Source organism: Micromonospora sagamiensis, from assembly GCF_014680085.1.
GTDB lineage: Bacteria > Actinomycetota > Actinomycetes > Mycobacteriales > Micromonosporaceae > Micromonospora > Micromonospora inyonensis.
In genome coordinates this window covers 2056753-2082553 of record NZ_AP023438.1, presented here as the reverse complement: position 1 = coordinate 2082553, position 25801 = coordinate 2056753, and the positions used below count along the sequence as shown (strand labels likewise).

The following is a 25801-nucleotide window of genomic DNA, read 5'->3' as shown; positions in this document are numbered from 1 at the left end:
CATGCAGGCACGACGCAAGGTCTACGTGGAGGGGGCGCGGCCGGACGTCCGGGTGCCCTTCGCCGAGGTGACGCTGACCGGGGACAACCCGCCGGTGCGGCTCTACGACACCTCCGGCCCCGGCTCCGACCCGGAGGTCGGGCTGCCACCGCTGCGCGGTCCGTGGATCGCCGAGCGGGGCGACGTCGCACCGGTGCGCGGGGCCGGCACCCCGCTGGCGGGCGTGGCCGGGAAGCGGCCCACCCAGCTCGGGTACGCGCGGGCGGGGATCGTGACCCCGGAGATGGAGTTCGTGGCGATCCGGGAGGGCGTGACCCCGGAGTTCGTCCGGGCCGAGATCGCCGCCGGCCGGGCGGTGCTGCCGCTCAACGTCAACCATCCCGAGTGCGAGCCGGCGATCATCGGGAAGGCGTTCCTGGTCAAGGTGAACGCCAACATCGGCACCTCGGCGGTCACCTCCTCGGTCGCCGAGGAGGTGGAGAAGCTGACCTGGGCGACCCGGTGGGGCGCGGACACCGTGATGGACCTCTCCACCGGCCGGCGGATCCACGAGACCCGGGAGGCGATCGTCCGCAACTCGCCGGTGCCGATCGGCACGGTGCCGATCTACCAGGCGTTGGGGAAGGTCGGCGGTGACCCGGTCGAGCTGAGCTGGGAGGTGTTCCGGGACACCGTGATCGAGCAGGCCGAGCAGGGCGTGGACTACATGACCGTGCACGCCGGGGTGCTCCTGCCGTACGTGCCGCTGGCCGTCGACCGGGTGACCGGGATCGTGTCGCGGGGCGGGTCCATCATGGCCGCCTGGTGCCTGGCGCACCACGAGGAGAACTTCCTCTACACCCACTTCGCCGAACTGTGCGAGATCCTCGCCCGCTACGACGTGACCTTCTCGCTCGGGGACGGCCTGCGGCCGGGGTCCATCGCGGACGCCAACGACGAGGCGCAGTTCGCCGAGCTACGGACGCTCGGGGAGCTGACCGGCGTCGCCTGGGAGCACGACGTGCAGGTGATGATCGAGGGCCCGGGACACGTGCCGATGCACAAGATCAAGGAGAACGTGGATCTCCAGCAGGAGCTGTGCCACCAGGCGCCCTTCTACACGCTCGGCCCGCTGACCACCGACATCGCGCCCGCGTACGACCACATCACCTCGGCGATCGGCGCGGCCATGATCGGCATGTTCGGCACCGCGATGCTCTGCTACGTCACGCCCAAGGAACACCTGGGTCTGCCGGACCGGGACGACGTCAAGGCGGGCGTGATCGCTTACAAGATTGCGGCGCACGCGGCCGACCTGGCCAAGGGGCACCCCGGCGCGCAGGCCCGGGACGACGCGCTGTCGAAGGCGCGGTTCGAATTCCGTTGGGAGGATCAGTTCAACCTCTCGCTGGACCCGGAGACCGCGCGGGCGTACCACGACGCGACGCTGCCCGCCGAACCGGCGAAGACCGCCCACTTCTGCTCGATGTGCGGGCCGAAGTTCTGCTCGATGAAGATCACGCAGGAGTTGAAGGAGTACGCGGCCCGGGGCATGCGGGACAAGTCCGAGGAGTTCGTCGCCTCGGGGAGCCGGGTCTACCTGCCGTTGGCCTGACCGGGGGCGCCTGACCTGGCGCGGCCTGACCTGGCCCGGCCTGACCTGGCCCGGCCTGACCGGGTGCGGCCCGGCCGACGACCGCCCGCCGACGACCGGGGCGACCGGCGAAGGTCGTTCAGTCGCGCTGGTGTCGCCCGGTGGAGCGAAGGGTGCGCCGTTCGCCGGGGTCCGGAAAGGTGGTGGTGTCCGGCGTCGGTTGGCCCAGTTGGGCGACCCAGTCGACGTACTCCTCGTCCTGAGGGGGGAGGGCGGGCTCGTCCCGCTCGCGACCGCCGGCCGCGTCCGATCGGCTGCCGCCGGTCGCGCCGGCCCCGGGCCGGTCGCGTCGGAGCAGGTCGCGCAGCTTCCGGAACCCCCCGGTTGCCGGGGCGTCGCCGGCGGGTCCGGTCCCGTCGGTCGTCGCGTCGCCGTCCACCACCGACCCGGTGGCGGTCGTCCGGTCGGTGTCCTCCGGCGGGCCGCCGTCGTCCGCCGGGCCGGTCTGTCCGAGGCCCGGTAGTTCGCGGCCGAGGTGGACCGGGTCCGGCACCGCGCCGTCGGTGTGGTCCGGCCCGGCACTGCCGGTGGACCGGTCCGGAGTCGGGAGCGACCAGTCCAGCGCCGTGGTCGACACGGTCTCCGCCGTGCCCGGCGGACTCGGCCAGTCCCACGTTCCCGTCCGGCTCCGGTCGGTGCCGGTGGGCTGGGGGAGCTGCCACGGGAGTCGTCCGATCGGCTGGGGACCGACGCTGCCCGACGACTCCCCGGACACACCGTGGGCCGGGTCGGGGATGGCCGGGCCGGTACCGGTCGGGTCGGAGGCGTCCGGGCCGGTGCCGGTGCCGACACCGGTCGGGTCGGAGCAGTTCGGGTCGGTGCCGGCCGGGTCGGAAACGTGCAGGTCGGAAACGTCGAGGTCGGAAGCGTCGAGGTCGGAAACGTGCAGGTCGGAGACGGTCGATGCGGGAAACGGGTCGGCGTCGTCGGCCGGGCGGGCCGGTGACGGGACCGGCGGCAGCCCGGTACCGGCCGGAAGGGGACGCAGGATGTCGGTCGGCTCGATGGCGTCGCTCCGGGACCGGCCTCCGGCCAGCGGCGGCCAGCGCAGTAGGGCGGCGGCGGACAGCGGGGGTCGACGCAGCACGGCGGCGGCGACCGACCCGAGTGCCCCGGTCAGCACCGCCAGCAGCGCGGCCCGGTAGGGCGTGGACTGGAAGCCGTCGTCGCCCCGCCCCGGACCGGCGAGCAGGTAGGCGACCGCGACCACCACCGGAGTCGTCACACCGCTGAGGCCACCGAGCAGCGGGGGCTGGCCGCGCCAGCGGGCCACCCCGGCCACGGCCGCCCCGACGAGCAGGGCCAGTCCGGGCAGGATCAGCATGGCCAGGCGTCCGGCCGTGTCCGGCGCGAGCCAGACCGGGTCCAGCGCGCCGAGGCGTACGGTCGGCAGCGGGTCGGCCGCACCGAGCGACGGTACGACCGACAGCAGTGCGAGGAGCCCGAGTGCGGCGGTGGACACGGCGGCGTTCCAGCTCATCGCGGCGTACCGGAGTACGGCGACCGCGGCGACCGTGCCGGCCAGCGCGCCGAAGAGGGCGCTGACCGCGACGGACAGCACCGGGTCCACTGCGGGCACCTGCGCGTTGCGCGCCGGCAGCATGCACAGCGGTGCGACGACCGTCGCGCCCAGCGTGGCGGCCACCGCGATGGTGACCTGCACGACGGTGGTGACCGGGAGGTCGTTGCGGCGGGCGTACCGATCGGCGAGTACGGCACCGACCACGGTGGCGCCGACGGCGAACCAGCCCACCCAGACGAGCTGCGCCGGCCAGTGGTCGGGAGCGTCGGCGAAGGTCCGGGTGAACCGGAGGATGCCGAGACCGTACGCGATGCCGAGTTGGCCCGCCCCGGCCAGCACGCTCACCCCCAGCGCCACCAGCAGAGATCTGCCCCAGGTCGGTATGGCCATGTGCGGCACGTTACGGCCCGTCGACCCCGACCGCCACCAAAACAAGGCATCACGCGGCGACGCGCCGTCTTCGATGCCCGAAGGTGACGGCGACTCAAGTACCTGTCGGGGAACTACGCCCGTCCGGCGGGGACGGATACTCAATCCCCCGGGGCTGGCTACTTCAGTTCGACCAGCCGCGCGAGGTACGTCGTGTCGCCGACGTTGGTGAGCATGTGGACGGCGCCGGGGTCCCGGTAGACCACTCCGCCGGTCGGCTCGTCGGCGTCGATCCGCGTCCCGTCGACGGTCTGGATGACGTTCTTCGCTCCCTGCACCGCGATGACCAGGTACGGGTGGTCGTGGCGGTGCAGCGGCTGCTGCTCGCCCGGTTCGAGGCGGATGTGCCAGACCCGGACCTTGTCGTTCTCCAGGACGATCTCCTGGCCCACCGGGGCCAGTTCCTTGCTCATCGGGCCTCCAGTTGGGGCAGCACCTCGGCGGCGATCAGTTCGAGGTGGTCCAGGTCGTCGAGTTCGATCAGGCGCAGGTGGACCCGGGTGGTGCCGATCGCGGCGAACTCGCCGAGCCGGTCGACGAGCTGGGCGGGCGAGCCGACCACCGGATCCTCCGGGGGCAGCGCGCTCTTGACGTGCAGCGGCGCGGCCCGTCGTCGGGCCTCGGCGACGGTACGCCCGATCGCCACCATGATTCCGGCGGAGAGCACCAGCGGGGCCCGCCCCGAGGCGTCCCGGCCGTGCCGGTCGCACGCCTCACGCACCCGCTCGTACGCGGCGGCGGTCTCCGCCACGCTCCGGAACGGCATGTTGAACTCGTCGGCGTAGCGGGCGGCCAGCTCGGGGGTGCGCTTCGGCCCCTTGCCGCCGACGATGACCGGCGGGCCGGGCACCTGCGTGGGCTTGGGCAGGGCGGGGGCGTCCACCAGCCGGTAGTACGCCCCGTCGTGGTGGTACGTCTCGCCGGCCGGGGTACGCCAGAGGCCGGTGACGACCTCCAGCTGCTCGGCCAGCCGGTCGAAGCGCTCCACCACCGGCGGGAAGGGGATGCCGTACGAGACGTGTTCGCGCTCGTACCAGCCGGCACCGATGCCCAGTTCGACCCGACCGCCGCTCATCTGGTCGACCTGCGCCACCATCACGGCCAGCGGGCCGGGCAGCCGGAACGTGGCCGAGCTGACCAGCGTCCCCAGCCGGATCCGGGAGGTCTCCCGGGCCAGCGCGGCCAGGGTCAGCCAGGCGTCGGTCGGGCCGGGGAGCCCGGGGTCGGCTCCCATCGACTGGTAGTGGTCGGCCCGGAAGAACCCCTCGAACCCCGTCTCCTCCACCCGGCGGGCGAACCGGAGCTGGTCGTCGTAGGTGGCTCCCCGGTGCGGTTCGACGAAGACGCACACCCGCACGGTCATCGCCCCTTCGCCCCGGCCGGCGCCGGCTCCTCCCGCTCCATGAGCAGTTCGTGCAGGTCGGCGCTGACCCGGGCGACGTCGGCGAGGTGCGCGTTGCGCCCCAGGCTGCGCGGCCGGGGGATGTCGACGTCGACCACCTTGCGGATGCGGCCGGGCCGGGGACTGAGCACGACCACCCGGTCGGCGAGGAGCACCGCCTCGTCGATGGAGTGGGTGACGAACACGATGGTGGACTGGTTCTGCATGTGCACCCGTTGCAGCTCGACGGAGAGTTCCTCGCGGGTGAGCGCGTCGAGGGCGGAGAACGGCTCGTCCATCAGCAGCACGCGCGGTTCGGCGATCAGCGAACGGCAGAGCGAGACCCGCTGTTGCATGCCGCCGGAGAGTTCGTGCGGCAGCCGCTTCTCGAAGCCGGCCAGCCCGGCCACGTCGAGCAGGTCACGGGCCCGTTGCCGGTGCTTGGACCGGCTCCAGCCGAAGATCTCCACCGGGAGCAGGACGTTCTCCAGCACGCTGCGCCAGGGCAGCAGCGCCGGACGTTGGAACAGCATCGCGATGTCCTGGCGGGGGCGGGTGATCGGCTTGCCGTCGACCTCGATCTCGCCGGCGGTGACCGGGAGCAGCCCGGCGATCAGCCGGAGCAGGGTGGACTTGCCGCAGCCGGACCGCCCGAGCACGGCGACGAACTCGCCCTCGGCGACATCCAGGTCGATGTTGCGCAACGCCTCGACCTGACCGGAGCGACCGGTGAAGGTGCGGGACACCCCCGACAGTCGTATCATCCGGCGTTCTCCCATCCACGGTATTCGCGAGCGACGCAAGGCTAACGGGATTACATCCGGTTGACACCGTCCAGGGTGGACAACAATCTGTTGTCGTTCCGTAACCGGATCCACCTGGTGTCGCGAAGGTGACTCTCTCGTACGCTGTGCCGGCGAAGAGTCCCCCCGCGACGGTGACGCCGGTCCCCACCCCCTCTCACCACGGCGTCATCTGGTTCGACAACTCCTCCGGTGGCCGATCGCCGCCGGCCTGGAAAGGACATGGTGCACAACATGAGAAGGTTGACCCGCACTGTCGCCGTGGCTGTGTTGGCCACGGCCCTGGCTCTGGTTTCCGCTTGCAGCAGTGACTCCGACTCCGACTCCGGTAGTGGCGACGGCGCTTCGTTGCGCAAAGTGACGTATCTCACCTCGTTCGGTAACTTCGGCCGGGATTCCTACGCGTGGGTGGCGAAGGACAAGGGCTTCTTCAAGGAGGCCGGCTTCGACGTCGACATCAAGCCGGGCCAGGGCACCGGTGGCGTCATCCAGACCATCGTCGGTGGACAGGCCGACTTCGGTCCGATCGACCTGACCGGCGGCATCCTCCAGCTCGGCGGCGGGGACGACAAGCCCAAGGACTTCGTCGCCGTGGCGGCCATCCAGCAGCGCACCATGGCGGCGATCGTGACCACCCAGGACAAGGGCATCGCGTCCCCGAAGGACCTGGAGGGCAAGACCCTCGCCGACACCCCGTTCTCCGTCGTGCGCAACCTCTTCCCGACCTATGCCAAGCTCGCCGGCATCGACAACAGCAAGGTGAAGTGGGTCAACGGCGAGGCGCAGACCCTGATGGCGACGCTCGCCAGCGGCAAGGTCGACGGCATCGGTCAGTTCGTCGTGGGTGCGCCCACGGTCCGGGCGGTCGCCAAGAAGGAGCCGGTCGTGCTCCCGTACAGCAACGTGATGACCGACCTCTACGGCAACGCGCTGATCACCTCCAAGAAGCTCGCCAAGGAGGAGCCGGAGATGGTGAAGCGCTTCACCGGCGCGCTGCTCAAGGGCCTGGAGTACAGCCTGGCCAACCCGAAGGAGGCCGGCGAGATCCTGAAGAAGAACGTCGCCGAGGCCAACCCGGTCTCCGCCGCCGCCGAGCTGGAACTGATGGCCGGCTACGTCCGGTCCAGCAACTCCGGTACGGCCATCGGCGCGCTGGACAGCGGTCGGGTCGCCAAGAGCATCGCGATCCTCCAGGGCGCCGGGGCGCTCAAGCAGAACATCGCCCCGGAGCAGGTCGTCGACTTCAACCTCGCGCCGAAGGCCTGACCGATCCACCCCGGGGGTGTGTTCCGCCACGACCGGCGGAGCGCACCCCCGATCGCGCTCCGACCGCCGGAGCGGGAAAGGCTCCCACCCATGGCCCGGGGGACCGCCGCGCGACGGACTGAGAAGGAAGAGAACATGACGGAGTTGCAGGAGCGGGCGGAGCCCGCGACAACGAAGCCGGCCCCGGCCTGGGCGAGTTACCGTCGCCTCGGTCCCGGGTCGGCGGCCATCGGCCTGCCGCTGCTCGGCGTCCTCATCGCGACGGTCGCGTGGTGGCTGGTCACCTCGGTGTTCCACCTGGTCCACCCGGCCTCGCTGCCCCCGCCGGAGGACGTCTTCCAGGCTCTGGTCGAGAACTGGTCGGTGTTGCTGGAGGCGGCCGGGGCGACCACCCTGTCCACCGTCGTCGGCTTCCTGCTGTCGACGGTGGCCGGTGTCCTGATCGGCCTGGCCCTGGCCGCGTCCCGACGGGTGGAGCGGATGTTCTCACCCCTGCTGGTGGCGGTCAACGCGGTCCCGAAGATCGCGCTCGGGCCGCTGCTGGTGGTCTCCCTCGGGTGGGGACAGAAGCCCATCCTGACGATGGTGTTCCTGCTCTGCTTCTTCCCGATCGTGCTCTCCACCGCGACCGGGTTGACCACCACGCCGGCCGACCTCGCCGAACTGGCCCGCTCCCTGAACGCCTCGTGGTGGCAGGCCTTCCGTAAGGTGCGCTTCCCGGCGGCGCTGCCCCAGATCTTCGTCGGGCTCAAGGTCGCCATGCCGTTGGCCGCGATCGGGGCGGTGATCGGGGAGTTCCAGGCCGGTGAGGCCGGTCTCGGCTACCAGATCCTCCAGTTCAACGGAGTCGGCTCCTACTCCACCTCGTGGGCCGCGATCGTCCTGATCGCGGCGATGAGCATCCTGCTCTACTTCGCGCTGGTGCTGCTGGAGCGGCTGGCCCTGCCCTGGGTCCGCGCCACCACCTCCGCCCGCTGACCGCCCGCTGGCGACCAGCAGGCGGAACCGTCGTCGGCCGCCGGCCATCGGACCCACGCTGACCGGCAACCCCACGCCGACCGTGGACCCCACCTCGACCGTGGACCCGTCAGCAGTACCGCAGGTGTGGCCCTGCCCCCGCCCGGCGCAGGGATCAAGCCTGACCGCCCGGAGCCGGGCGGGGGCAGGGCCACAACCACCCGATCAACCGGCGAGCCGCCACCGGCCGCCCTGGGCGACCAGGGTGGTCAGGGCCTGGGGCATCAGCCCGGAGTGGTTGTCCGGCGTCATCCGGATCGGTCCGGAGAGGCCGTCCATCTGGGAGGTCTCCAGCACGTCGCGCAGGCCCTCCCGGTCGACCCGGCCGGGCTCGCCGCCGGCGCGCAGTTCGGCGTCCGCGATCAGCTGTACGGCGTCCGCGGCGAACGAGGAGAAGCCGTTGTACCCGCCGAAGCGGGCGGTGTAGGCCCGGAACCACTGCCGGCGGGCGGCCTTGGCCGGCGTGGTGGCGATCACGTCGTCGATCACCATGGTCTGGGTGAACACCAGGGTGGCCTGCTCGACGGAGCGGGCCGACGTGCCGAGGAAGAGCTCGCCCGCAGCCGCCGCGTCGAGGAACAGCGCGCCCTTGAACTTTGCCTTCTGGGCCGCGGTCGCGGCGAGCATCGCCTGCTCGGACGGGGTCCAGAGCACCAGGGCGTCGGGCTTCTCCTCGGTCAGCGTCTCCACCGGTGCGGTGACGTCGGTGTCGGTGCTCTTGACCGGCCGGACGGCCGCCAGCTTGATCTTCGCCTTGACGAACTCGTCCTTGAGGGCGTTGAGGCCCTCGCGTCCGTAGTCGTCGTCGCTGTGCAGCAGCGCCGCCTCCTTGACCCCGCGCCGGGTCAGCTCGGCGGTGAGGGCGTCCGCGCTGTCCTTGGCGTTCGGCGCCAGCTTGAACACGTACGAGTCCTGCTGGCCGGACGAGGACGTGATGGCGCCCGACGCGGCCAGCGCGATCGTCGGCACCTGCTTGTCGTTGATGGTGCGGACCGCGTTGACCGCGCACTCGTTGCAACCGCCCATGATGACGGCGGTGACCGAGGCGTCGTTGCCGAAGTCGCCGATGTTGCGCTGCGACTCGGCGGCGTCGGAGCGGTTGTCCTTGACCTTGAGTTCGACCTGGCGGTCACCCAGGGCGCCGGAGGCGTTCAGCTGCTCGACCTTGAGCTCCAGGGCGCGCTGGTACGCCTTGCCGACGGCCGCCTGGGGGCCGGAGAGTTCGAGGTCGGCGCCGATGACGATGGGGCTGGTGTCCTGGGGTTCCTCGCCGAACTGGCAGCCGGTGAGCGTGGTGGCCAGGACGGCCGATGCGAGCGCCGCGGTGGTCACGGAGCGGAAGGGGCTCAACTTGGTCCTCCAGAAGGCGGGTGGGCGGTGCCCGATCCCCGCTATATCCGTCCTCGGTGGAGAGACGGGATGGGTCTGCCGTACGGTGTGCGCGAAGCCTGCAAAACCTTGCCAATGCCGGGCCCCCGTGGTCAAGCGCGGGTGGCCGGGGCGTTTCGGGATGGCCGTCCCACATGGTGGTGGCCCCGAAGGTTTGCAAATGCTCACTTAGCAGAAGCGGACGAATACTGTGGATCATCTGCCCTGATCAGGGCCTTGTGGAAATGAAGGTAATAGTTGACCAGTTCAGCGGTTTGGCGCTCTCCTAACGTTTCCTGTCTCACTGCGGCTTCCCAAATCCGATCTTCTCTGATGAAATCGCGGCCGTGCCGCGCGTGGCGCTGTCCGCTGCACCAGGCGCGGGTCGGCGGGTCATACGTGGAAGAAACGACGGAGGCGATGTCGTGAGCACCGCACCTACGACCCTGCCCGAGAGCGGTCAGCCCACCCAGGAGAAGCGACGGCGCCGGCTACCCCGGCTGCGCGACGCGCGGATCCGGTCCAAACTGGCGCTGATCCTCGTCGTACCGGTCGCCGCGGTCGTCGCGCTGGCCACCGTACGTCTCATCTCGGTCGGTGAGGGCGCCTACGAGGCCAACCAGGCCCGCTCGTTGACCGCGCTCTCGGTCGACATCTCGGCGCTCACCCAGGACCTGCACCGCGAGCGGATGGCGGCGGCCACCTACCTCGCCTCGCCCACCGCCAAGCCGGACTCGTTCAACCTCCACGTGCGCCGTACCGACCAGCGGGTCTCGCAGTACAACGCCCAGCGGCGTGAGCTGGGCGAGGTGCCCTCGGCGGTCCGTGACCGGCTCCGCATCGTCGACGACCACCTGGCCACCCTCAACGCGACCCGGCAGGAGGTGGTGGACCGCCGCCAGATGCCGGTCTCCGCGGCCGTGCTGCGGTACGGCGTGGTCCTGGCCGACCTGGTCGGCTACGGCGACGCGCTGGCCCAGCTCCCCGGTGACGGCGCGCTCGCCGACAGCCGGCGGGCGGTGGCCGCGTTCAGCCGCGCCAAGTCGGCCGTGGCGGAGGAGGAGGCGGTCGCCTTCGCCGCGCTCGCGGCCAACCGGATCGACGAGGAGCAGTTCTCCTCCTTCGTCGCCACGCTCACCAGCCAGCAGGAAGCTCTGCTCACGTTCTCGCTCGCCGCGGACCCGACCCAGCAGGCCCTGGTGGACAGCACGGTCACCGGTGACGCGGTGGTCCTCGCCGACCGGGTAGCCGCCGACATCACCCGTTCCGTCGGGCAGACGCCGGCCCTCGTCCGGGCCGAGGACGCGACCTTCGCCATCGGCGCGGTCAACGACCTGATGCGCTGGACCGAGGTGCAGCTCCAGGACCGGCTGCTCAGCCAGACCGACGACGCCCGTACGGCGGTCATCCGGCAGGCCGTGGTCGAGGCGCTGCTGGTGCTCCTCACCCTCGTCGTCGCCATCACCCTCGCCATCGTGCTCGCCCGGTCGCTCAACCACTCGCTGCGCCGGCTGCGGGAGGGTGCGCTCTCGGTGGCGAACCACGACCTGCCGGACGCGGTCAAGCGGCTGCAGAGCATGGGCAACGCCGGTGACGGCGGTGTGGAGGAGATCGTCAACGAGGTCCGAGACCCGATCAAGCTGACCAACAAGGACGAGGTCGGCCAGGTCGCGCTCGCGTTCAACGTCGTCCACCGGGAGGCGGTCCGGATCGCGGCCGAGCAGGCCGCCCTGCGGGCCAGCGTCTCGGCGATGTTCCTCAACCTGGCCCGCCGTAGTCAGACCCTGGTCGACCGGATGATCGGCGAGCTGGACGCCATCGAGCGTGGCGAGGAGGACCCGAAGCGGCTCGCCCAGCTCTTCGAGCTGGACCACCTGGCCACCCGGATGCGCCGCAACGACGAGAACCTGCTGGTGCTCGCCGGCGCCGACTCGGCCGTTCCGCGTCGCGACGACGCGCTCCTGGTCGACGTGCTGCGCGCCGCGCAGTCCGAGGTCGAGCTCTACAACCGGATCGAGTTCGGCACCGTCGACACCGACATCTCGGTCGCCGCGCACGCCGTCAACGACGTGGTCCGGCTCGTCGCCGAGCTGCTCGACAACGCCACCCGGTTCTCCCCGCCGACCACGACGGTGGTCGCCGACGGCCGGCGGATCCGCGACTACGTGCTGATCCAGATCGAGGACCGGGGCCTCGGCCTCACCGACGAGCAGCTCGACTCGCTCAACCGGCGACTGGCCGCCCCGTCGACGGTGGACGTCGCCGCGTTCCGGCTGATGGGTCTCGCCGTGGTCAGCCGGCTGGCGTCCCGCTACGGCATCCGGGTCGAACTGCGGCGCAACGTGGAGGGCGGCACCGTCGCCCAGGTCACCCTGCCGAACTCGACCGTGGTGCTGCCGCAGGGACGCGGCGGCGGTGGCCGGGACCCGCTGCCCCGGCAGCGTCAGCCGCTCGCCGTCGAGCCGGCCCCGTTCGGCGAGTCGCTGGCCGGTGCCGGGCGTACCTCGGCGGCCACCCTCACCACCGACCAGTGGCGTACCAACCCGTCGCCGACCCCGTGGCCGGCCTCCAACGAGGCCCGCGACACCGGGTCGACGGTGAACGTGGGTGGCCCGACCACGGCGTCGCCGACGCTGGCCAGCTCGGCGTTCACCCCGACGACCCCGGCCGCCGGCACCGGACTGACGGGCTCGCCGACCACCGCGTTCCCCACGCTCAACCCGCTGCCGCAGCGGAGCCCCGGGGGCGATCGGCAACCGGCGACGCCGCCCCCGCTGCCCGCCGGCCCGGTGGCCGGTCCGGTCGCCACCCCGTCGCCGTCCGTCGCCCCGCTCACCACGCCCGCCGTGCCGCCCCGGCCGGCTGAGCCGGCCGAGGCGCCGATCTTCCGGGAGATGGAGACCGCCTGGTTCCGTACCCACGGCAACGACGCGACGGCCATCTTCGCCCGCCCGCAGTTCGACCAGCAGCCGGCTGCGGCCGCGCCGTCGGCGGCGACCGCCCCGACGACCGAGGTGCCACAGCTGCCGAAGCTGCCCGGCCGTACGCCGGGTGCCACGGTCGTCCCGTCCGCGGCGCAGCCGGCGACGCAGCCGCCGCCTCCGTCGTACACGCCGCCGGCCGCACCGACGCCGCCGCCGGCCCCGGAGCCGGTCGCCGCCATCCCGCCGGCCCCGGCGGCCGTACCGACGCCGATCCCCGCCCCGGTGGCCCAGGCCGAGCCGACGGCGGCACCGCCGACGACCGGCGCGGAAAGCTGGCGTACGGCGGCGGACGAGGGCTGGTCCCGGGCGGTGAAGGCCGCCGAGCCGCCCGCTGCGGGCACCACCCGCTCCGGGCTGCCCAAGCGGGTGCCCCAGGCGCAGCTCGTCCCCGGCGGCGTGGAGCCCAAGGGCAGCCGGGCCAGCACCCGGCGCACCCCTGACGAAGTACGCGGTCTGCTGTCGGCCTACCACCGCGGTGTGCAGCGCGGTCGGACGGCCGGTGCGGACCTGAACAGCAATTCGACCAAGGAGACGAGCCGATGAACAGGCCAGCGGCTATGCAGGACATGGGTTGGCTGCTCACGAACTTCGCCGACAGCGTGGCGGGTATCGCCCACGTCGTCGCGGTGTCCGCGGACGGGCTGCTGCTCGCCTCCTCCCGTGACCTGCCGGGGGACCGCGCCGACCAGCTCGCCGCGATCACCTCCGGTGTGGTCAGCCTGACCGAGGGCGCGGCCCGGATGTTCAGCGCCGGTGGCGTGCTCCAGACGGTCATCGAGATGGACAGCGGGTATCTCTTCCTGATGTCCATCAGCGACGGCTCGTCGATGGCGGTGCTCGCCGCCCGCAGCTGCGACGTCGGTCAGGTCGGATACGAGATGGCGCTGCTGGTGGAGCGGGTCGGGGCGGCGCTCGTGCCGCTGCCCCGGGAGGCCGTGGTCCGGTAGCGGTCAGGACGAGCAGAGACTGTCACCCGGTGCCGACAGACGGCGCCGGCGAAAGGAGGTGATCGCGAATGGACCGGAGGCGAGAGGACCCACGCGGCGCGTTGGTGCGTCCGTACGCGGTCACCCGGGGACGAACCGAGCCGCGCCAGGACATCGCCCTGGAAGCGGTGATGACGGCGAGCCCCACCGCCGTCGCCGAGTCCCGATTCGCCGGCCACGACAAGCATCGCATCGCCACGATCTGCGAGGGGCGTCCCCAGTCCCTGGCGGAGATCGCCGCGTACACCCGAATGCCGCTGGGCGTGGCCCGGGTACTGGTCGCCGACATGGTGGCCGAGGGTCTGCTGACGCTACACACTGCCGCTCCCGCCGAGGCGTACGAGGAGCGGATGGAACTGCTTGAGAGGGTGCTAAGTGGACTTCGCAGGCTATGACCCCGCCGGGGCACGCCGTAACCGGGGTATCACCTCCGCGAAGATCGTGGTCGCGGGCGGGTTCGGCGTGGGCAAGACAACCCTGGTCGGCGCGGTCTCGGAGATCACCCCGCTGACCACCGAGGCGGTGATGACGGCGGCGGGTGTCGGCATCGACGACCCGTCCAAGGTGCCGGGGAAGCAGACCACCACGGTCGCCATGGACTTCGGCCGGATCACCATGGCCGAGGACCTGATCCTCTACCTCTTCGGCACCCCCGGCCAGACCCGGTTCTGGTTCATGTGGGACGAGATCATCAAGGGTGCGGTGGGTGCCGCCGTGCTGGTGGACACCCGTCGGATCACCGATGCGTTCGCGCCCCTGGACTACTTCGAGAACCGCAAGCTGCCGTACGTGGTGGCGCTGAACCACTTCGACGGCGCGCCGCGCTACGACCTGGAGGAGGTCCGGGAGGCGCTGGCGATCTCGCCGCAGGTGCCGCTGATCCTGACCGACGCCCGGCACCGGGAGTCGGTCAAGCAGGTGCTGGTGACCGTGGTGGAGCACGCCATGCTCCGCCTCCAGGCCGAGCACGGGCGCGGCTTCCCGACCCCGGTGGGCTGAGGTCGCGGTTGATGTGGGCAGGCTCCCCGCTGACGTCTTGCGGCGTCAGCGGGGAGCCTGCCCTGTTTTCCGTGCCCGAGTGCTGCCGGAAGTAACTACCAAGCTGAAGTCGTCACCAGGGTCACCTCGACTCACGAGGCCATGAGGTGATGACTTTTCCTGGCTCTGCGACCGACTGACTGCTGCGCCAATGATGCGGACGCCGGCCTCTGGTGCGCCCCGGTGGCGTGTCCGTCTGTCTCTGCCTGCTCCGGACGGCCTCGTCAGCCCTGCTCGTCGCCGTCTACCGGGCGGGGCGGCCGGTTGTGTCGAGCCCACTCGTCCACCTCGTCGGCGTCCCAGACGGTCGTGCCGATCAGCCGGGCGAGGGGCTGCGGAAAGCCGGGACGGCGGGTGATCTGTAGGACTCGCTGCCGCGACACGTTGAACAGGATGGCGAGTTCGCCAGGCCCATACAAGCGCGGTCGCTTCACAGCCTGAACGTAGAACCGACACCTACTTGACGATCGCTACTTGATGATTGGCAAGTCCCCTGCGTGACGTGTTGACTTGACCCGTGGCGACCGCCAGACCCTTCGGTCGGCGGAAGCTCTGAAAACCGGCTCGTTCCCCCTGGTCGGGGTGGGTTACGCGTGCCTGCCCCGACCCCTGCACCGCGCTGTGCGCTGCGGCACGTGCCCGCGCCCGCCCGTCAGTCGACGCGCAGCCGGTAGCCGCGCTTGACGACGGTCTGCACCACGCGGGGGGCGTCGAGGCTGGCGCGGATCCGGGCCACCGCCATCTCGACCGCGTGCTCGTCCGCGCCGCGTGGCAGGGTGCGCAGCAGGGCGGTCCGGGAGAACACCCGGCCGGGGGAGCGGGCCAGCGCCCGGAGCACCGCCATCGGCGCGGGGGCCAGTGGGCGCAGCTCACCGTCGATCACCGCCGCGTGGCCGCGCAGGGTGAGCTGGTGGCCGGCGGCACTCAGGGTCACCGTACGGCGGGGCAGTTCGTCGACGAGGTGCCGGACCAGCGCGCCGAGCCGGGCCCGGGCGGGCATGCTCACCGGTACGCCCCGGCGGTGCAGCGGCTCGGCGGTCACCGCCCCGACGCAGCTGGCCAGCACGTCGCTGCGGAACGCCCCGAGCACCGCCTCGGCCCGGTCCCCGGCGGCCCGCAGCAGCGCCTCCGCCGCGGGTGCCGAGGTGAAGGTGACCGCGTCGACCAGCCGGGCGGCGACCAGGTCGATGAGGCGGTGCAGGGGAGCGGAGTCGGTGGGCGGGGCCCACCGGTAGACCGGCACCTCGATCACCGTCGCCCCGGCCGCCTCCAGCGCCATGGTGCACTCCGGCTGCCGGTCGCCGTGCAACTGCATGGCGATCACCTGACCGGCCACCCCGCGTCGGCGCAGGTGCTCGACCACCTCCTCGCAGCTCTCCGAGTCCGGCGACCACTGGTCGTGCAGGCCGGCGGCGCGGATCGCGCCGCGTGCCTTGGGCCCCCGGGTCACCACGTACGTGTCGGCGAGCACGGAGCGCAGCGACTCGGCCAGCCCCCACCCCTCGGCCGCCTCCAGCCAGCCGCGCATGCCGATGCCGGTGTTGGCCATCAGGATGTCCGGTGGCCGTTGGAGGCAGGTACGGGTGGCCTCGCGCAGGTCGCTGTCGTCGGCGAGCGGCACGATCCGCAGCGCCGGGGCGAGCACCACCCGCGCGCCGCGTCGTTCCAGCATCGCCGCGAGTTCGTCGCGTCGCCGGTCGGCGGTGACGCCGATGGTGAAGCCGGCCAGCTCGTCAGCCACCGTGCCCCCCGCGGGTCTCCCCGGCGCCGGCCGGATCGGGTACGCGGCCGTCGGCACCGGCGCCGGCAGGATCGGGGGCGGGGTCGTGGTCGGGGTGCCCCGCCGGGTCGGGCAGCCGTACCTCGACCACGCCGTCGCGGCAGCGCACCCCGTACCGGGTCACGGCGGCCCCGGGCCGGTCGAGGCACTCGCCGGTGCGCAGGTCGTACACCTGCTTGTGCAGCGGGGAGGCGAGGGTGGGGGTGCCGTCGCGGCTGCCCACGAGGCCCCGGGAGAGCACGTACGCGCCGGAGACCGGGTCGCGGTTGTCGAGCGCGAACAGCCCGTCGACGGTGCGGAACAGAGCCACCTGCACCCCGTCGACCAGGGCGGCGACGCCCCGGTCCGGCTCCAACCGGTCGTACCCGCAGACCGGAGTCCAGCCGTGCGTCGCGGTCATCGGCGTACCTCCGGCAGGCCCAGGGTGACCGGCTGCCGGCCGGCCACCGCCGGCACCGGCTGACCCCGCTCCACGGCGAACCTGATCGACGGGTCGGGGACGTCGGGCGCGTTCACGAAGGAGGAGAAGCGGCGCAGCCGGTCCGGGTCGGCGAGGGTGTCCCGCCACTCGTCGGAGTACGACCCGACGTGCCGGGCCATCGCCGCGTCGAGTTCGGCGGCGAGCCCGAGCGAGTCGTCCACGATCACCGCGCGGAGGTGGTCGATGCCGCCGTCCATCGCCTCGATCCACGCGGCGGTGCGTTGCAGCCGGTCGGCGGTGCGGACGTAGAACATCAGGAACCGGTCGACGTAGGTGACCAGTTCCTCGGTGGTCAGGTCGGTGGCGAAGAGGTCGGCGTGGCGGGGACGGAAGCCGCCGTTGCCGCCGACGTAGAGGTTCCAGCCGGTCTCGGTGGCGATGATGCCGAAGTCCTTGCTGCGGGCCTCGGCGCACTCACGGGCACACCCGGAGACCGCTGACTTGATCTTGTGTGGGGCGCGGAGGCCCCGGTAGCGCAGCTCCAGCGCGATGGCGAGCCCGACCGAGTCCTGCACCCCGTACCGGCACCAGGTCTCGCCGACGCAGGACTTCACCGTGCGCAGCGCCTTGCCGTACGCGTGACCGGACTCGAAGCCCGCGTCGACCAGCCGCCGCCAGATCGCCGGCAACTGGTCCACCCGTGCGCCGAACAGGTCGATCCGCTGCCCGCCGGTGATCTTGGTGTAGAGGTGGAAGTCCCGGGCCACCTCGCCGATCACGATCAGCTTCTCCGGGGTGATCTCGCCGCCGGGGATCCGGGGCACCACCGAGTAGCTGCCGTCGCGTTGCAGGTTGGCCAGGAAGTGGTCGTTGGTGTCCTGCAACGACGCCTGCTCGCCGTCGAGCACGTACCCGCTGCCGAGCGAGGCCAGGATCGAGGCGACCACCGGCTTGCAGATGTCGCAGCCCCGGCCCCGCCCGTGCTCCGCCACCAGCTGCGAGAAGGTCCGGATGCCCCGGACCCGGACGATCTCGAACAGCTCCTTGCGGCTGACGTCGAAGTGCTCGCAGAGCGCCCGCGACTGCACCACCCCGGCCGCGTCCAGCAGCTGCTTCAGCAGCGGCACGCAGGAGCCGCAGCTCGTGCCGGCCCGGGTGCACGCCTTCAGCGCCGGCACGTCGGCGCAGCCGTCCGCGATCGCCGCGTCCACCTGCTCCCGGGTGACCGCGTTGCACGAGCAGACCTGGGCGGCGGCGGGCAGCGTGGCCACCCCGCCGGCCGCCGTCGCCCCGGCCGGCGCGAGCAGCGCCAACGGCGGGGCCGGCAGCGGGCCGCCGACACTCGCGCGCAGCGTCGGGTACGCGCTAGCGTCGCCGACCAGCACGCCGCCGAGCAGGGTACGCGCGTCGTCGGAGAGGACCAGCCTGGCGTAGACCCGGGTGACCGGGTCGGTGAACGTCACGTCCAGGCAGCCCGGGGTGGTGCCGTGCGCGTCGCCGAACGACGCCACGTCCACCCCGAGCAGCTTCAGCTTCGTCGCGGTGTCCGCGCCGGGGAAGTCGGCCGTCCCGTCGAGCAGCCGGTCGGCCACCACCTCGGCCATCGCGTACCCGGGGGCGACCAGGCCGTAGCAGGTCCCGTCGACCGCCGCGCACTCGCCGACCGCCCAGATCCGCTCGTCGCCGGTGCTCCGGCAGGCGGCGTCGACCAGCACACCGCCGCGCGGTCCGACCGGCAGCCCGGCGGCGCGGGCCAGCTCGTCCCGGGGACGGATGCCGGCGGCGACCACCACCAGCTCCGCGTCGACCGTCGTGCCGTCGGAGAGGACCAGGCCGGCGACCGTGCCGTCCGGGCCGGGACGCAGCGCGGTGGTGGCCACCCCGAGATGGGTACGCACGCCCAGCTCGTCGACGTAGCGCCGGAGCATCGCCCCGCCCGCCTCGTCCACCTGCACCGGCATGAGCCGGGGCGCGAACTCGACCACGTGGGTCTCCAGGCCGAGCAGGCGCAGCGCGTTCGCCGCCTCCAGCCCGAGCAGCCCGCCGCCGATCACCGCGCCGACCCGCCGACCCCGGGCGTGCTCCCGGATCGCCTCCAGGTCGTCCAGCGTCCGGTAGACGAAGACCCCGGGCAGGTCCGTCCCGTCCACCGGCGGCACGAAGGCGTACGAGCCGGTGGCCAGCACCAGCGCGTCGTACGGGTACTCGCCCCCGGCCGCGGTCACCACCCGCCGGGCCCGGTCGACCGCCGTGACCGGCTCGCCGAGTCGCAGGTTGACCCCGTCGTCCGGGGTGTGCAGGGTCAACTCGTCGGCGTCGGCCCCGTCGAAGAACGCCGAGAGCCGCACCCGGTCGTACGCCGGCCGGTGCTCCTCGGCGAGCACCGTCACCTGCCAGCGTCCGGCGGTGTCCCGGGCCCGTAGCGCCTCCACGAGACGCTGACCCACCATCCCGTTGCCGACCACCACCAGCTGGCCGCCCGTCGTCGCGTCGTCGTCCATTTCGTCCCCTGTGTCCGTCGGGTCAGTTGCACTCACCGCGTCACCTCCACCGGGTCCACCCCGGACAGCCACTCGACGATCCCGGCGACCGCGTCCCGGCAGCTGCCGCACCCGGTGCCGGCCCGGGTGGCGGTGACCACCTCGGCCACCGACCGTGCGCCGGCCCGCCAGCAGCCGACCAGGTCCGCCTTGCTGACCGCGTTGCACCGGCAGACCGTCGTGGCGTCCGGCATCAGTGCCGGGGACGCCACCGGTTCCGCCCCGCCGGCCGGACCGTCGACCGTCCGGCCGAGCAGCAGCGCCCGCCGGTCGGCGGGGACCGGGGCACCCCGGTCGAAGAGCTGGATCACCGTGCCGACGGCCGGGTTGTCGCCGAGCAGGATCGCGCCGGTCAGCCGGTCGTCGGTGATCCGCAACCGGGCGTACGTGCCCCGGGCCGGGTCGGCGAAGGTCAGCTCCTCGCATCGGGCCGCGACCGGGTTCTTGTCGCCGGCCGCCGGCCCGGTCGCGTGTGTTCCGCCGGCCTGTGCTCCGCCGGCCTGTGCTCCGCCCGCCTGTGCTCCGCCTGCGGGGGCGGGCAGTTCGCCCATCGCGGCCAGGTCGATGCCGGCCGCCTTCAGCCGGGTCACCCCGGGTGGCGGCCGGTACCGGTCGTGCGCGTCCTCGCCGGTCAGCAGCCGGGCCACCACCCGTGCCTGGGCCCACGCCGGGGCGACCAGGCCGCCGACCACACCGTCGTACTGGGCGCAGTCGCCGATCGCGGAGACGTGCGGGTCGTCGGTGCGCAGCCGGTCGTCGACCACGACGCCCCGCTCGACCCTGAGTCCGGCCGCAGTGGCGAGGGCGGTGTCCGGGCGTACCCCGCAGGCCAGCACCAGCAGGTCGGCGTCGAGCGAGCGGCCGTCGGCCAGATCGAGGCGGACCCCGTCGGCCCCGGCGACCACCCCGGTCGCCGATGCCGCCAGGTGGGTACGCACCCCCAGCCGGGCCAGGGTGTCGGCGAGCACCGCCCCGGCGGCCGGGTCGAGCTGGCGTTCCATGAGGTGTCCGGTCGGGTGCACCACGTGCGCGTCCAGCCCCCGGGCGGCCAGTCCCCGGGCCGCCTCCAGCCCGAGCAGCCCGCCCCCGAGCACCAGCACGGTCCGTGCGCCCCGGGCGGCGGCCAGGATCCGCCGGCAGTCGTCCAGGGTGCGGAACGGCACCACCCGGTCCGGGAGCCGGTCGGGGTCCAGCCCGGCCAGCGGCGGCACCACGGCCCGGCTGCCGGTGGCGAGCACGAGGTGGTCGTACCCGAGCTGCTCGCCGGTGGCGGTGCGGACCGTGCGGGCGGCCCGGTCGATCGCGGTGACCGCCACTCCGGCCCGGACGTCCACCCCCTGCCCGGCCAGCTCGGTCAGCTCCACGTCGCGCTCGTCGACCTTTCCGGCGAGCAGGGTGGAGAGCATGATCCGGTTGTACGCCCGGTGCGGCTCCGCCCCGAGCACGGTGACCTTGCGGTCGCCGGGCCGGGCATGCAACTCGGTGGCGAGGCGCGCACCGGCCATGCCGTACCCGACGATCACGATCCGTCCGCTCACGGTGTCACCCTTTCCACCCGCACCGCGCAGACCTTGAACTCCGGCATCCGGGAGACCGGGTCGAGGGCGTCGTTGGTCACCGAGTTGACCCGCCCCGTCCCGCCCCAGTGGAACGGCGCGAAGAGGGTGTCCGGGCGGATCGTGGCGGTGATCCGGGCCGGCGCGCGCAGCTCGCCCCGGCGGGAGGTGACCCGCAGTTCCTCCCCGTCACCGACGCCCAGGCGGGCGGCCAGGTCGGGATGCAGCTCGACGAAGGGCTCGGGCGCGGCCCGGCGCAGCGCGCCGACCCGGCGGGTCTGGGTGCCGGACTGGTACTGCGCCAGCACCCGGCCGGTGGTCAGGTACAGCGGGTACTCGGCGCAGACCTCCTCGGCCGCCGGGCGGTGCTCGACCGGGTGGAACCGGGCCCGACCGGTCGGCGTCGCGAAGCGCTCGGTGAACAGGCGCGGGGTGTCCGGCCCGTCCTCGTCCGGGCAGGGCCAGAAGACGCCGTCGGCGGCGTCGATCCGCTCCCAGGTGACCCCGGCGTAGTCGGCCGGCCCACCGGCCGACGCCCGCCGCAACTCCGCGAACACCACCCGGGCATCCGCGCCGTCCTGTCGCGCGCCGCCGTGCTCCGTGCCGTCCGCCGCCGCGTCGGGTGGTTGCGCGCCGTCCGCCGCCGCGCCGGGTGGTTGCGCTCCGTCCGCCGCCGCACTGGGTGGATGCAGGGGGCCCTTGCTCGACAAAAAGCGGTAGGAGGGGGCCCCTGCATCCACCGCGGCGGTGAGATCGGCCAGGACGCGCAGGTCGGTGCGGACGTCCGGCGGCGGTTCGCGCAGCGCCCGCCGACGCAGCACCCGACCCTCCAGGTTGGTCATCGTGCCGTCCTCCTCGGCCCACTGGGCGGTGGGCAGCACCACGTCGGCGATGGCCGCCGTCTCCGAGAGCAGGAAGTCGGTCACCACCAGCAGGTCCAGGTCGCGCAGCCGGCGTTCGATCCGGGCCGCCCGGGGTGCGGAGACCACCGGGTTGGAGCCGAAGACGAGCAGCGTCCGGGGACCGGTCGGGGTCCCGAGGGCGTCGAGCAGCTCGTACGCGGACACCCCGGGGCCGGGCAGCTCGTCGGGGTGCACCCCCCAGATCGCGGCCACGTGTGCCCGGGCGGCCGGGTCGTCGATCCGCCGGTACCCGGGGAGCTGGTCGGCCTTCTGCCCGTGCTCGCGTCCGCCCTGGCCGTTGCCCTGCCCGGTCAGGCAGCCGTACCCGGAGCCGGGGCGGCCGGGCAGGCCGAGGGCGAGGGCCAGGTTGACGAAGGCGGTGACCGTGTCGACGCCCTTGGCGTGCTGTTCCGCGCCCCGGGCGGTCAGGATGACCGCGTTCCGGGCGGTGGCCAGGGCCCGCGCCGTCGCCTCCAGGTCCGCCACGGGTACGCCGGAGAGCCGCTCGGCGCGGGCCGGCCACCAGCCCGCCGCGATCCGGCGGACCGCGTCGAAGCCCTCGGTGCGGGCCGCCACGTACTCCCGGTCCACCCAGCCCTCGGTCAGGGCGATGTGCAGCAGCGCGTTCGCCACCGCCAGGTCGGTGCCGGGCAGCGGTTGCAGGTGCAGGTCGGCCAGGCGGGCGGTGGCGGTGGCCCGGGGGTCGACGACGATCAGTTGCCCGCCGCGTTCCCGTAGCTCGGTGAGGTACCGGGCCAGCGGGGGCATGGTCTCGGCCGGGTTCGCCCCGACCAGCAGCAGGGTGTCGGCGTGGCCCAGGTCGGCCAGGGGGAAGGGCAGGCCCCGGTCGATCCCGAAGGCACGCATCCCGGCCGCCGCCGCCGAGGACATGCAGAAGCGTCCGTTGTAGTCGATCATGCGGGTGCGCAACGCGACCCGGGCGAAGCGCCCGAGCGCGTACGCCTTCTCGTTGGTCAGCCCGCCGCCGCCGAAGACCGCGACCGCGTCCGGGCCGTGCGCGGCCTGCGTGTCGCGGATCCCGGCGACGATCCGGGCGTACGCCTCGGCCCAGGTGGCCGGGGCCAACCGGCCGTCCGGGCCGCGCAGCAGCGGGGTGGTCAGCCGTTCCGGGTGGTCGAGCAGCTCGGCGGCGGTCCAGCCCTTCTGGCACAGGCCGCCACGGTTGGTGGGGAAGTCGCGGGGCAGGACCTCGACCTGCCCGTCACGCTCGCGCAGGAGCATTCCACACTGGAGAGCGCAGTACGGGCAGTGCGTGGCCGCCTCGCGAGACGTCCGCCCCGGCGTGGTCGCGGCTCGTGCACCGTCTGTCATGTCGGCAAAGCGTGCCGGCGGGCGGTTTCCGCGCCGGGTCCCGTTTGTTTCGGCCCTGTCAAGAGCCGCTCACACCGCGCCGGGGCAGCGGATCGGTGCCGGTCGACGCCCGACGCGCCTCACCGCAGCTCCCCGTGGCCCGTGCGCTGCCCGTATCTGTGACGACGCGGAACGGGCACCGACGGGTAACTGCCGCCGCCTAGCGTCCCTGGGCGTCCCGCCCCGAGACGAGAAGGAGCCGCGGCGTGAGCACCCTCAGCACCACCGCACCGGTCACCGACACCGCCGCGCGACCGGGCCGCCGGCACCGGCTCGACGACTGGCGGCCGGAGGACCCGGAGTTCTGGCGTACCACCGGGGCGCGGATCGCCCGCCGCAACCTGTGGGTGTCGATCCTCGCCGAGCACGTCGGCTTCTCGGTGTGGAGCCTCTGGTCGGTCACCGTGCTCTTCCTCGGTCCCGAGTACGGCATCGACCCGGCCGGGAAGTTCCTGCTCACCGCCGTACCGGCCGCGCTGGGCGCGACGCTGCGCCTGCCGTACACCCTGGCGGTGGCCCGCTTCGGCGGGCGGAACTGGACCATCGTCAGCGCGCTGCTGCTGCTGGTGCCGGCGGTGCCGATGGCGGTCCTGCTCGAACCGGGCGTGTCGTACGCCACGCTGATGGTGCTCGCCTGCCTCACCGGCGTCGGCGGGGGCAACTTCGCCTCCTCGATGGCGAACATCAACCTCTTCTTCCCGGAGCGGCTGAAGGGAAAGGCGCTCGGCCTCAACGCCGGCGGCGGCAACCTGGGCGTGCCCGCGGTACAGCTGGTCGGACTGGCGGTGCTGGCCACCGCCGGGGCCGCGCACCCCCGCCTGGTGCCGGCGGTCTACCTGCCGCTGATCGTGCTGGCGGCGCTGGCGGCGGCGCGCTGGCTGGACAACGTGCCGGCGGCGCGCAACGAGCCGGGGGCACTGCGGGAGGCCGCCCGGGAACCGCACACCTGGGTGATGTCCCTGCTCTACATCGGCACCTTCGGCTCGTTCATCGGCTTCGGCTTCGCCTTCGGCCAGGTGCTCCAGATCGAGTTCGCCGACCGTTTCGCCACTCCGGTCGACGCGGCCTGGCTCACCTTCCTCGGTCCGCTGGTCGGCTCCCTGATCCGGCCGGTCGGCGGCCACCTCGCCGACCGGTACGGCGGGGCCCGGGTGACGTTCTGGAACTTCGCCGCGATGGCCGGCGGCGCGGCGCTGGTGCTGTACGCGGCCCGCGAGCGGTCGCTGGCGCTGTACCTGACCGGGTTCCTGGCCCTCTTCGTGACCAGCGGGATCGGCAACGGTTCGACGTACAAGATGATCCCGGCGATCTTCCGGGCGCGGGTGGCGGCCGAGGTGGCCGGCGGGCGGCTCGACCCGGCCGACGCCGAGCGCCGCGCGCGTCGGCTGACCGGGGCGCTGATCGGCATCGCCGGGGCGGTGGGCGCCTCCGGCGGGGTACTGGTGAACATCGCCTTCCGGCAGTCGTTCCTGACCTGGCGGAGCGCGGACGCGGCGTACCTGGCGTTCATCGGCTGTTACGCCGTGTGCCTGCTGATGACCTGGCTGGTCTACCTGCGTCCGGGTAGCCGACGGCTCGCCGGGGTGTGATTCATGCCACGTCCCGGGCGCCCGTCGGGCGGCCCCGACCCCGTTTTGACCCGCGTGCCGGCCGCCGGGTATCGTTGCCTGCTGTTGTACGACATTCAGCGGCGTACCGCTTCAGGTACGCTTGGTCGTTCGTGCGCGCTGGTCCGGCCTGGAACCCCTGGTCACCTCGGCGCGCGACCCCAGACCGACGACGAGACAAGGTAGACCTGTGCGTACGTACAGCCCGAAGCCGGGTGAGATCGAGCGTCAGTGGCACGTCATCGACGCCTCTGATGTCGTGCTGGGCCGCCTGGCCACCCACGCCGCCACGTTGCTGCGTGGTAAGCACAAGCCGACTTTCGCGCCGCACGTCGACACGGGCGACTTCGTCGTCATCGTCAACGCCGGCAAGGTCGCGTTGACCGGCAACAAGCGGCAGCAGAAGATCGCCTACCGCCACTCCGGCTACCCCGGTGGTCTGAAGCAGGTCGGTTACGAGGAGCTGTTGACCAAGCGTCCGGAGCGTGCCATCGAACTGGCCGTCAAGGGCATGCTGCCGCACAACAAGCTCGGCCGTCAGCTGATCAAGAAGCTGAAGGTCTACGCCGGTGCCGAGCACCCGCACGCCGCGCAGCAGCCGGTGCCGTTCGAGATCAAGCAGATCGCGCAGTGAGCGCGGGCGAAGGAAGCAGCATGACCGACATCACCGAGACCGAGGTTGGCGTCGAAGCCACCGAGGCGCCGGCGCCCGTCGCCCGCGCGCCCCGCGGTGACCGCCCGATCCAGACCGTGGGCCGCCGCAAGGAGGCCATCGTCCGGGTGCGGATCGTCCCCGGCAGCGGCAAGATCACCTGCAACGGCCGCGACCTCGAGGCCTACTTCCCGAGCAAGGTGCACCAGCAGCTCATCAAGGACCCGCTGGTCACCGCCGAGAAGCCCGAGGCGTTCGACGTGATCGCCAACCTGCGGGGCGGCGGCACCACCGGCCAGGCCGGTGCGCTGCGCCTGGCCATCGCCCGGGCCCTGATCGTCAACGAGCCGGACGACCGCCCGGCGCTGAAGAAGGCCGGCTTCCTCACCCGGGACGCCCGGGTCAAGGAGAGCAAGAAGTACGGTCTCAAGAAGGCCCGTAAGGCTCCGCAGTACTCGAAGCGCTGATCAGCGTCAACACCTTGTACGTCTGACGGACGGCCGGTCCGCCTCCCCTCGAATCCGGGGAGGTGGACCGGCCGTTCC

The 25801-nt window shown here is 72.7% G+C and carries 20 protein-coding genes and 1 pseudogene; 10 read left to right on the top strand and 11 right to left on the bottom strand.

All coding sequences use genetic code 11. The features are described 5' to 3' along the window. Window position 1 precedes the first annotated feature (1 nt). On the top strand, window positions 2–1594 hold the full coding sequence (thiC, locus tag IGA62_RS08615; RefSeq protein WP_145815478.1) for a phosphomethylpyrimidine synthase ThiC: 1593 nt from the start codon (window positions 2–4) through the stop codon (window positions 1592–1594). A 118-nt stretch (window positions 1595–1712) separates the two neighbouring features. Here thiC and IGA62_RS08610 read toward each other — a convergent pair whose 3' ends face one another. From IGA62_RS08610 to IGA62_RS08595, 4 genes are all read right to left on the bottom strand, one after another. After that, on the bottom strand, window positions 1713–3545 hold the full coding sequence (locus IGA62_RS08610; RefSeq protein ID WP_145815479.1) for a hypothetical protein: 1833 nt from the start codon (window positions 3543–3545) through the stop codon (window positions 1713–1715). 158 nt (window positions 3546–3703) lie between these two features. Then, a complete protein-coding gene (locus IGA62_RS08605; RefSeq protein WP_091451821.1) occupies window positions 3704–3997 on the bottom strand; it encodes a cupin domain-containing protein in 294 nt (97 codons plus the stop codon). Beyond that, window positions 3994–4941 carry an LLM class F420-dependent oxidoreductase gene (locus tag IGA62_RS08600; protein ID WP_145821718.1) on the bottom strand — a complete coding sequence of 316 codons (948 nt, stop codon included), beginning with the start codon at window positions 4939–4941 and terminating at the stop codon, window positions 3994–3996. The genes IGA62_RS08605 and IGA62_RS08600 overlap by 4 nt, the downstream gene beginning before the upstream one ends. A 2-nt stretch (window positions 4942–4943) precedes the next feature. Next, complete coding sequence (locus tag IGA62_RS08595; RefSeq protein WP_145815480.1) at window positions 4944–5729, bottom strand: ABC transporter ATP-binding protein; 786 nt, start codon at window positions 5727–5729, stop codon at window positions 4944–4946. 273 nt (window positions 5730–6002) lie between these two features. Between IGA62_RS08595 and IGA62_RS08590 the strand changes: the two genes are divergently transcribed. Both IGA62_RS08590 and IGA62_RS08585 read left to right on the top strand, forming a co-directional pair. Beyond that, window positions 6003–7034 (top strand): ABC transporter substrate-binding protein, encoded by a 1032-nt coding sequence (locus tag IGA62_RS08590; protein WP_145821719.1) that lies wholly within the window; start codon window positions 6003–6005, stop codon window positions 7032–7034. A gap of 135 nt (window positions 7035–7169) precedes the next feature. Next, window positions 7170–8012, top strand: a complete 843-nt coding sequence (locus IGA62_RS08585; protein ID WP_145815481.1) for an ABC transporter permease — start codon at window positions 7170–7172, stop codon at window positions 8010–8012. A 204-nt stretch (window positions 8013–8216) separates the two neighbouring features. Here IGA62_RS08585 and IGA62_RS08580 read toward each other — a convergent pair whose 3' ends face one another. Further along, the gene (locus IGA62_RS08580) at window positions 8217–9401 is read right to left on the bottom strand and encodes an ABC transporter substrate-binding protein (protein ID WP_145815482.1); all 1185 of its coding nucleotides are present in this window, start codon (window positions 9399–9401) and stop codon (window positions 8217–8219) included. A gap of 443 nt (window positions 9402–9844) precedes the next feature. On the opposite strand from IGA62_RS08580, the gene IGA62_RS08575 reads away from it, so the two are divergent. The 4 genes from IGA62_RS08575 (at window position 9845) to IGA62_RS08560 (ending at window position 14388) form a co-directional block, all read left to right on the top strand. Further along, window positions 9845–12946 (top strand): sensor histidine kinase, encoded by a 3102-nt coding sequence (locus tag IGA62_RS08575; RefSeq protein ID WP_145815483.1) that lies wholly within the window; start codon window positions 9845–9847, stop codon window positions 12944–12946. Continuing rightward, window positions 12943–13350: a roadblock/LC7 domain-containing protein gene (locus tag IGA62_RS08570; protein WP_091650337.1), complete on the top strand. Its 408-nt coding sequence runs from the start codon at window positions 12943–12945 to the stop codon at window positions 13348–13350. Before IGA62_RS08575 ends, IGA62_RS08570 begins: the two co-directional genes overlap by 4 nt. Before the next feature lie 68 nt (window positions 13351–13418). After that, on the top strand, window positions 13419–13784 hold the full coding sequence (locus tag IGA62_RS08565) for a DUF742 domain-containing protein (RefSeq protein WP_145815484.1): 366 nt from the start codon (window positions 13419–13421) through the stop codon (window positions 13782–13784). After that, on the top strand, window positions 13765–14388 hold the full coding sequence (locus tag IGA62_RS08560) for a GTP-binding protein (RefSeq protein WP_145815485.1): 624 nt from the start codon (window positions 13765–13767) through the stop codon (window positions 14386–14388). Before IGA62_RS08565 ends, IGA62_RS08560 begins: the two co-directional genes overlap by 20 nt. 263 nt (window positions 14389–14651) lie before the next feature. On the opposite strand, the gene IGA62_RS08555 is transcribed toward IGA62_RS08560, so the two are convergent. From IGA62_RS08555 to IGA62_RS08530, 6 genes and pseudogenes are all read right to left on the bottom strand, one after another. Continuing rightward, the gene (locus IGA62_RS08555) at window positions 14652–14861 is read right to left on the bottom strand and encodes a DNA-binding protein (protein WP_145815486.1); all 210 of its coding nucleotides are present in this window, start codon (window positions 14859–14861) and stop codon (window positions 14652–14654) included. Window positions 14862–15079: 218 nt separating this feature from the next. Continuing rightward, window positions 15080–16168 (bottom strand): uroporphyrinogen-III synthase, encoded by a 1089-nt coding sequence (locus tag IGA62_RS08550; protein ID WP_145815487.1) that lies wholly within the window; start codon window positions 16166–16168, stop codon window positions 15080–15082. A 112-nt stretch (window positions 16169–16280) separates the two neighbouring features. After that, a pseudogene (nirD, locus tag IGA62_RS08545) lies at window positions 16281–16607 on the bottom strand (nitrite reductase small subunit NirD); the annotation flags it as partial. Beyond that, window positions 16604–19129, bottom strand: coding sequence for a nitrite reductase large subunit NirB (gene nirB / locus IGA62_RS08540; protein WP_145815489.1), 2526 nt, complete (start codon window positions 19127–19129; stop codon window positions 16604–16606). The gene nirB and the pseudogene nirD, both read right to left, overlap by 4 nt. Window positions 19130–19161: 32 nt before the next feature. Next, window positions 19162–20706, bottom strand: coding sequence for an FAD-dependent oxidoreductase (locus tag IGA62_RS08535; RefSeq protein WP_145815490.1), 1545 nt, complete (start codon window positions 20704–20706; stop codon window positions 19162–19164). Continuing rightward, window positions 20703–22958, bottom strand: coding sequence for a molybdopterin oxidoreductase family protein (locus tag IGA62_RS08530; protein WP_145815491.1), 2256 nt, complete (start codon window positions 22956–22958; stop codon window positions 20703–20705). The genes IGA62_RS08535 and IGA62_RS08530 overlap by 4 nt, the downstream gene beginning before the upstream one ends. Window positions 22959–23203: 245 nt before the next feature. Between IGA62_RS08530 and IGA62_RS08525 the strand changes: the two genes are divergently transcribed. The 3 genes from IGA62_RS08525 to rpsI all read left to right on the top strand — a co-directional run bounded on the left by IGA62_RS08525 (window position 23204) and on the right by rpsI (window position 25723). Continuing rightward, window positions 23204–24586 carry an MFS transporter gene (locus IGA62_RS08525; protein WP_145815492.1) on the top strand — a complete coding sequence of 461 codons (1383 nt, stop codon included), beginning with the start codon at window positions 23204–23206 and terminating at the stop codon, window positions 24584–24586. 208 nt (window positions 24587–24794) lie between these two features. Beyond that, window positions 24795–25238, top strand: coding sequence for a 50S ribosomal protein L13 (gene rplM, locus IGA62_RS08520; RefSeq protein ID WP_145815493.1), 444 nt, complete (start codon window positions 24795–24797; stop codon window positions 25236–25238). 20 nt (window positions 25239–25258) lie between these two features. Further along, window positions 25259–25723, top strand: coding sequence for a 30S ribosomal protein S9 (rpsI, locus tag IGA62_RS08515; protein ID WP_091451770.1), 465 nt, complete (start codon window positions 25259–25261; stop codon window positions 25721–25723). Window positions 25724–25801 lie beyond the last annotated feature (78 nt).